This window comes from Flavobacterium sp. 9AF, from assembly GCF_902506265.1.
In the GTDB taxonomy this organism is placed as follows: Bacteria; Bacteroidota; Bacteroidia; order Flavobacteriales; family Flavobacteriaceae; genus Flavobacterium.
In genome coordinates, this window is sequence record NZ_LR733589.1 from 1 (window position 1) to 4,986 (window position 4,986).

General features: G+C 29.0%; 6 protein-coding genes. 3 read left to right on the plus strand and 3 right to left on the minus strand.

The annotated features are described in order from the left end of the window. On the plus strand, positions 1–591 hold a 591-nt coding region (locus HALO113_RS16175), incomplete at its 5' end, for an AraC family transcriptional regulator (RefSeq protein ID WP_159780177.1). A 1-nt stretch (position 592) separates the two neighbouring features. Here the strand turns inward: HALO113_RS16175 and HALO113_RS16180 are convergent. Continuing rightward, positions 593–805, minus strand: coding sequence for a hypothetical protein (locus HALO113_RS16180; RefSeq protein WP_159780178.1), 213 nt, complete (start codon positions 803–805; stop codon positions 593–595). 435 nt (positions 806–1,240) lie between these two features. Between HALO113_RS16180 and HALO113_RS16185 the strand changes: the two genes are divergently transcribed. Further along, positions 1,241–1,852 carry a hypothetical protein gene (locus HALO113_RS16185; RefSeq protein WP_159780179.1) on the plus strand — a complete coding sequence of 204 codons (612 nt, stop codon included), beginning with the start codon at positions 1,241–1,243 and terminating at the stop codon, positions 1,850–1,852. A 66-nt stretch (positions 1,853–1,918) separates the two neighbouring features. Here HALO113_RS16185 and HALO113_RS16190 read toward each other — a convergent pair whose 3' ends face one another. Continuing rightward, complete coding sequence (locus HALO113_RS16190; RefSeq protein WP_159780180.1) at positions 1,919–3,388, minus strand: aminoacyl-histidine dipeptidase; 1,470 nt, start codon at positions 3,386–3,388, stop codon at positions 1,919–1,921. Positions 3,389–3,486: 98 nt separating this feature from the next. Between HALO113_RS16190 and HALO113_RS16195 the strand changes: the two genes are divergently transcribed. Next, entirely contained in the window at positions 3,487–4,554 is a 1,068-nt protein-coding gene (locus HALO113_RS16195; RefSeq protein WP_159780181.1) for a DUF3810 domain-containing protein, read from the plus strand. Between the two features lie 28 nt (positions 4,555–4,582). On the opposite strand, the gene HALO113_RS16200 is transcribed toward HALO113_RS16195, so the two are convergent. After that, positions 4,583–4,986, minus strand: a 404-nt coding sequence (locus HALO113_RS16200) for a hypothetical protein (protein WP_159780182.1), incomplete at its 5' end; no start/stop codon positions are given.

The window sequence follows — 4,986 nt, forward strand, 5'->3', positions numbered from 1 at the left end:
GATATAAACAAAGAAGTTGAAACCTTAAAAAAAGTTATTGAAAAAGAAAACTTATATACTTCTTTATGGAAATCAATAGTCGTTATCATTCTTATTTTTCTATTGATAATTGCATTTAAATTTTACTATGAGAAAAATAAAGCAAATCAGAAAGTTGAAAAACTATTAAATGAATTTAAAGCAAATAAAACTATAGATTCTAGTTTTAATATGGATCATAAAATGGTTATTGATGATGATAAGGAAAAAGAAATATTAGAAAAACTAAAAACATTAATAGATAACAAATACTTTTTAAGCCAAGATTTTAATCAACAAAATGTAGCTAAGAAAATTAAAACAAATACTACTTATTTATCACAAATAGTAAACAAAAACTTTAAAAAGACATTTAGAGAATATTCAAATGAATTAAAAATTAATTATGCTATCCAAGAATTAATTAATAATCCTACATACAGGAAATATTCTACACAAGCCATCGCAGAAAGTGTAGGTTTTAAGAATAATGTATCCTTTACTAAATCATTTAAAAAAAGAGCAGGTGTTTCTCCTGCTCAGTTTATTATAAAAATTAATAGTACAGAATAGATTATGGATTTCCAGGTTTTGGATTGTTTTTAGTTGGATCACCATCATCACCCATACCAGGACCATTCGTAGTATCTGTATTGGTATCTGGAGGTGGAAGATTTCTCACATTTGGATCTAAATTTTCTAATTCCCCACCTAAAATATTTTTCTTTTGTCCAATAGTTAAACTATTCTCAGAAAAGGCATTTAAGGATAAAAACTTTACTTTCATATTTCTCATTTTAATTTATTAATGTAAAATTACAGATAATAATTGATTAAAAAACAATTCTTATCCTCCATTGACAATTCTCAGTAATACCAAACACAAAAAACTAAAAACCAATCACTTAATAAAAAAACACTACTAGATTTTTTATAAAATGTGTACTACATTTTTTATAAAACATCTAATACTATGCTTTTTTTATGTCATTTTAATAAAGAGATTTGCCAAAGAAATAAAATTTTCGAAAAGACAAAATGGGATACAATTTCAAGTCTTATTAAAAATGAGTTTTATATTAAAATAAAAATATTGTTGCAACACTAGTCAAAACTTTCAATTGACTTAAAATTGTTTGAAAGAAATTATTTAAACATAAATTTTATCAAATAACATCTAACAACAGATTTATTTAAAGTATTAATTTTTTAAAATAAACTTATGAAAAATATTTTTTTAAGAATCTCAATTTTCACTTTATCAGCAATTTTCTTAATATCATGTACAAAAGAAAATCATGATCAAGAATTAACTAAAGAAACAATAATTAAACATTTAAAAATGCGCAATAAAGATTATGTTTTTTTAGAAAAAGAAAGTTTAAATACCATGAGAAATGATATTCCAGAACCAATTTATTTTAACAGTATAGAGGAAATGGATAATTATCTTAATGAAATTGATGCTGTTACAGGAGAAAGTACAGTAGGACCAAACGTTTTTATGCAAGAAAGTGAAGGAGGCGGAGGGAATAGTAGTAGTGGTGCAAGTGGAAATGGTGATTATTATATTGATTCAAGATATCTTACTTTAGGTGGTGTTATTAATATCGGATTAAATATTAAAAATTGTCAAGGTTCTAACTTAACTTCTTGGTTATCTGGCTTTGTATTAGGTATGTCATATACACATAATAGTGGTAATATTATAAATTCAAATCAAAAAGTGAAATATACTGTTAATGGGGTAGCTCATTATAATCTTTTTGTAGAAGGAATTGGAACTCTTTTTTCACAAAACAAAACTTTTAGTGGTACATATAACTGTAACTAGATAAATTGCTCAAAAAAACCTCGTTTTAAACAAACGAGGTTTATGCTATTCACTAATAACTTTATACTAATTAGTTTTCACTGGAATATTTTCTAAAATTTCCAACACAAATTTCCAATATTTTTGAGCAGAAGAAATACTTGCTCTTTCGTCTGGACTGTGTGCGCCATGAATGGTTGGTCCAAAAGAAATCATATCCATATCTGGATAATTCGTACCTAAAATACCACATTCTAATCCAGCATGACAAGCTACTACATGGGCTTTACTTCCATTTTGTTTTTCATAAATAGTGGTTAACACATCTAAAATTTCAGAATTAGCATTTGGTGTCCAACCCGGATAACTTCCTGAAAAATTCACTTCACAACCCATTAATTCAAAAGCAGAACGCAACGCATTTGCTAAATCAAACTTAGCTGTTTCAACCGAAGAACGAGTCAAACACTGAATGTTTAATTTTCCTTCACCTACAGTTACTTTGGCAATATTGTTTGACGTTTCTACTAAATTATCAAAATCTGCACTCATTCTATACACGCCATTATGTGCGGTGTATAAAGCACGTACTAAATAATATTGTGCCATTGGAGGCATTATTTTAGCAGGAGTGGTTTCCGATTTTTCAATTACAATTTGTAAATTCGGTTCGGTAGTTTTTAATTCTGTTTTGATTTCCGAAATAATGTCTTGCATATCAAAAACGAAAGCTTCATCATAGACATTGGCAATAATTACCTGAGCTACACTTTCTCTTGGAATTGCATTTCGTAAACTTCCTCCTTTAATAGCTGCAATTTGTAAACCAAAATTATCAAAACCATCAAATAACAAGCGATTCATAATTTTGTTCGCATTTCCTAATCCTTTATGAATATCCATACCGGAATGACCTCCTTGTAATCCTTTTACGGTAATCGTATAGCTTACCGAACCTTCAGGAGTGTCTTCTTCATCGTATTCTGCTACAGCTGTAACATCTACTCCACCCGCACAACCAATATCAATTTCGTCGTCTTCTTCCGTATCTAAGTTTAGTAAAATTTCACCTTCAAGCATACCGCCCTGCAAGCCCATAGCTCCTGTCATTCCTGTTTCTTCATCTATCGTAAATAATGCTTCAATAGCAGGATGTGGAATATTGGTACTTTCTAAAATAGCCATGATAGTCGCTACTCCTAAACCATTATCAGCTCCTAAAGTAGTTCCTTTCGCACGTACCCAATCGCCATCAACATACATTTCAATACCTTGTGTATCAAAATCAAAAACGGTATCGTTATTCTTTTGATGTACCATATCTAAATGCGATTGCATAACAATCGTTTTTCTGTTTTCCATTCCTGGAGTGGCTGGTTTTTTTATAATGACATTTCCAACTTGGTCTTTTATGGTTTCAAAGCCTAGTTTTTTTCCAAAATCCATCATAAAAGCAATCACACGCTCTTCTTTTTTCGAAGGTCTTGGTACTGCATTTAAATCGGCAAATTTGTTCCAAAGTGCTTTAGGCTCTAAGTTTCTTACTTCTTGACTCATGTTATTTTATAATTTCAAGGTTTTAACATGCCAAAGTTACAAAGTTTAAATGCTTTACTAAATGATTTCTAATTATATTTACGTTTAAAATTGATGCTTTGAAGAAAAAATATATTCTACCGCTTTCTTTACTCCTACAAATTCTTATTGTAAAACTTATTGCATTATTTCCTGAGGGAGTTGAAAAGTGGTACAGTAACGGTTTATATCCAAAAATTGCCTTTGTTTCTAGGAATAGTTTGGGTTGGATTCCTTTCTCTATTGGAGATGTCATTTATTTCATTCTTATCTTTTTTTTATTGAGATGGTTTTGGAAAAACAGAAAAGGCTTTTTTAAAAATTGGAAAACCAATGGATTAACCATCATGAGTTGGTTTGCGATATTCTATTTCTGCTTCAATATTTTATGGGGTTTGAATTATTATCGGGTTCCATTAAACAAAAAATTAGGTATTCCAAAAGAATACACCTTGGCACAATTAGAAGCATTCACCAATAAAATGATTCTCAAAACCAATGCCTTGCAAGAGAAAATTACGGGTACTGATTCGTTAGCAGTAGTTATTCCCTATACGGAAGCAGAAATCTTTACGTTAGCGATAAAAGGCTATCAAAATTTGCCCGAGAACCTAAAAGAGTTTCAATACAAGCATCAAAGTATAAAAGGTTCGTTATTGAGTTACCCTTTAAGTTATATGGGTTTTGGTGGGTATTTGAATCCGTTTACCAATGAAGCTCAAGTAAACACCCTAAAACCCAAATACAATTGCCCGATGACTACCTGTCACGAAATGGCACATCAAACTGGTATTGGTAGCGAAAGTGAGTGTAATTTTATTGGTTTTTTAGCTGCAATAAAAAATGAAGATGTCTATTTTCAGTATTCCGCTTATAATTTTATCACACGTTATTGTTTAGGAAATTTAGAAAAAATTGAAGAAGGCAAAAGCAAACCTTTTTTTGAGAAACTTAACAAAGGAGTGGTGAAAAACTTAGATGAAAATGAAGCCTTTTGGAAAAGTTACCACACTCCTATCGATACTTTTTTTGAGTATTTCTATGATAACTTTTTAAAGATGAACCAACAAAAGGACGGTTTAGAAAGTTATAGTAAATTTGTGGGCTTAATGATTGGGTATGAGAAATTAGTGGTTAGTAAAGAGTGATTAGTATTAAGTGACTTTAATAAAATAATTAATCAATAAAAAAAGGGCCTTCCATAAAATTAATTTCAAATTTTCTTTCAATAGGTTTATAAACACTTTTTAAGAATTCCACATTAATTTGTTGATCTAATTGATTTTTAATTGAAGTATAATCTTTTTCATCATATTCTTCTTTATGTCTTTGAATAAATCTATCAAAATTTTGTTCTCTATAAATAGGTAGGTATTCTTCAAAATTTGGACTAAAATTAAAATGAATAGATAATATATTATTTTCTGGATAATTTTTTATGTAAACAGCTTCTTGGATATAATATCTATTTTCTAAATCTGAAACTTCAACCTTATGTTTTCCATTTTTTAAAACAATATCAATAGCATCAAATTGTGAAATCAAATCAGATTTATAAACAATAGAAACATCTATAATAA

Bases quoted from the DNA above. Each gene is read 5' to 3' on its own strand.
- HALO113_RS16180 (WP_159780178.1), bottom strand. From the start codon at position 805: ATGAAAGTAAAGTTTTTATCCTTAAATGCCTTTTCTGAGAATAGTTTA.
- HALO113_RS16185 (WP_159780179.1), top strand. From the start codon at position 1,241: ATGAAAAATATTTTTTTAAGAATCTCAATTTTCACTTTATCAGCAATT.
- HALO113_RS16190 (WP_159780180.1), bottom strand. From the start codon at position 3,388: ATGAGTCAAGAAGTAAGAAACTTAGAGCCTAAAGCACTTTGGAACAAA.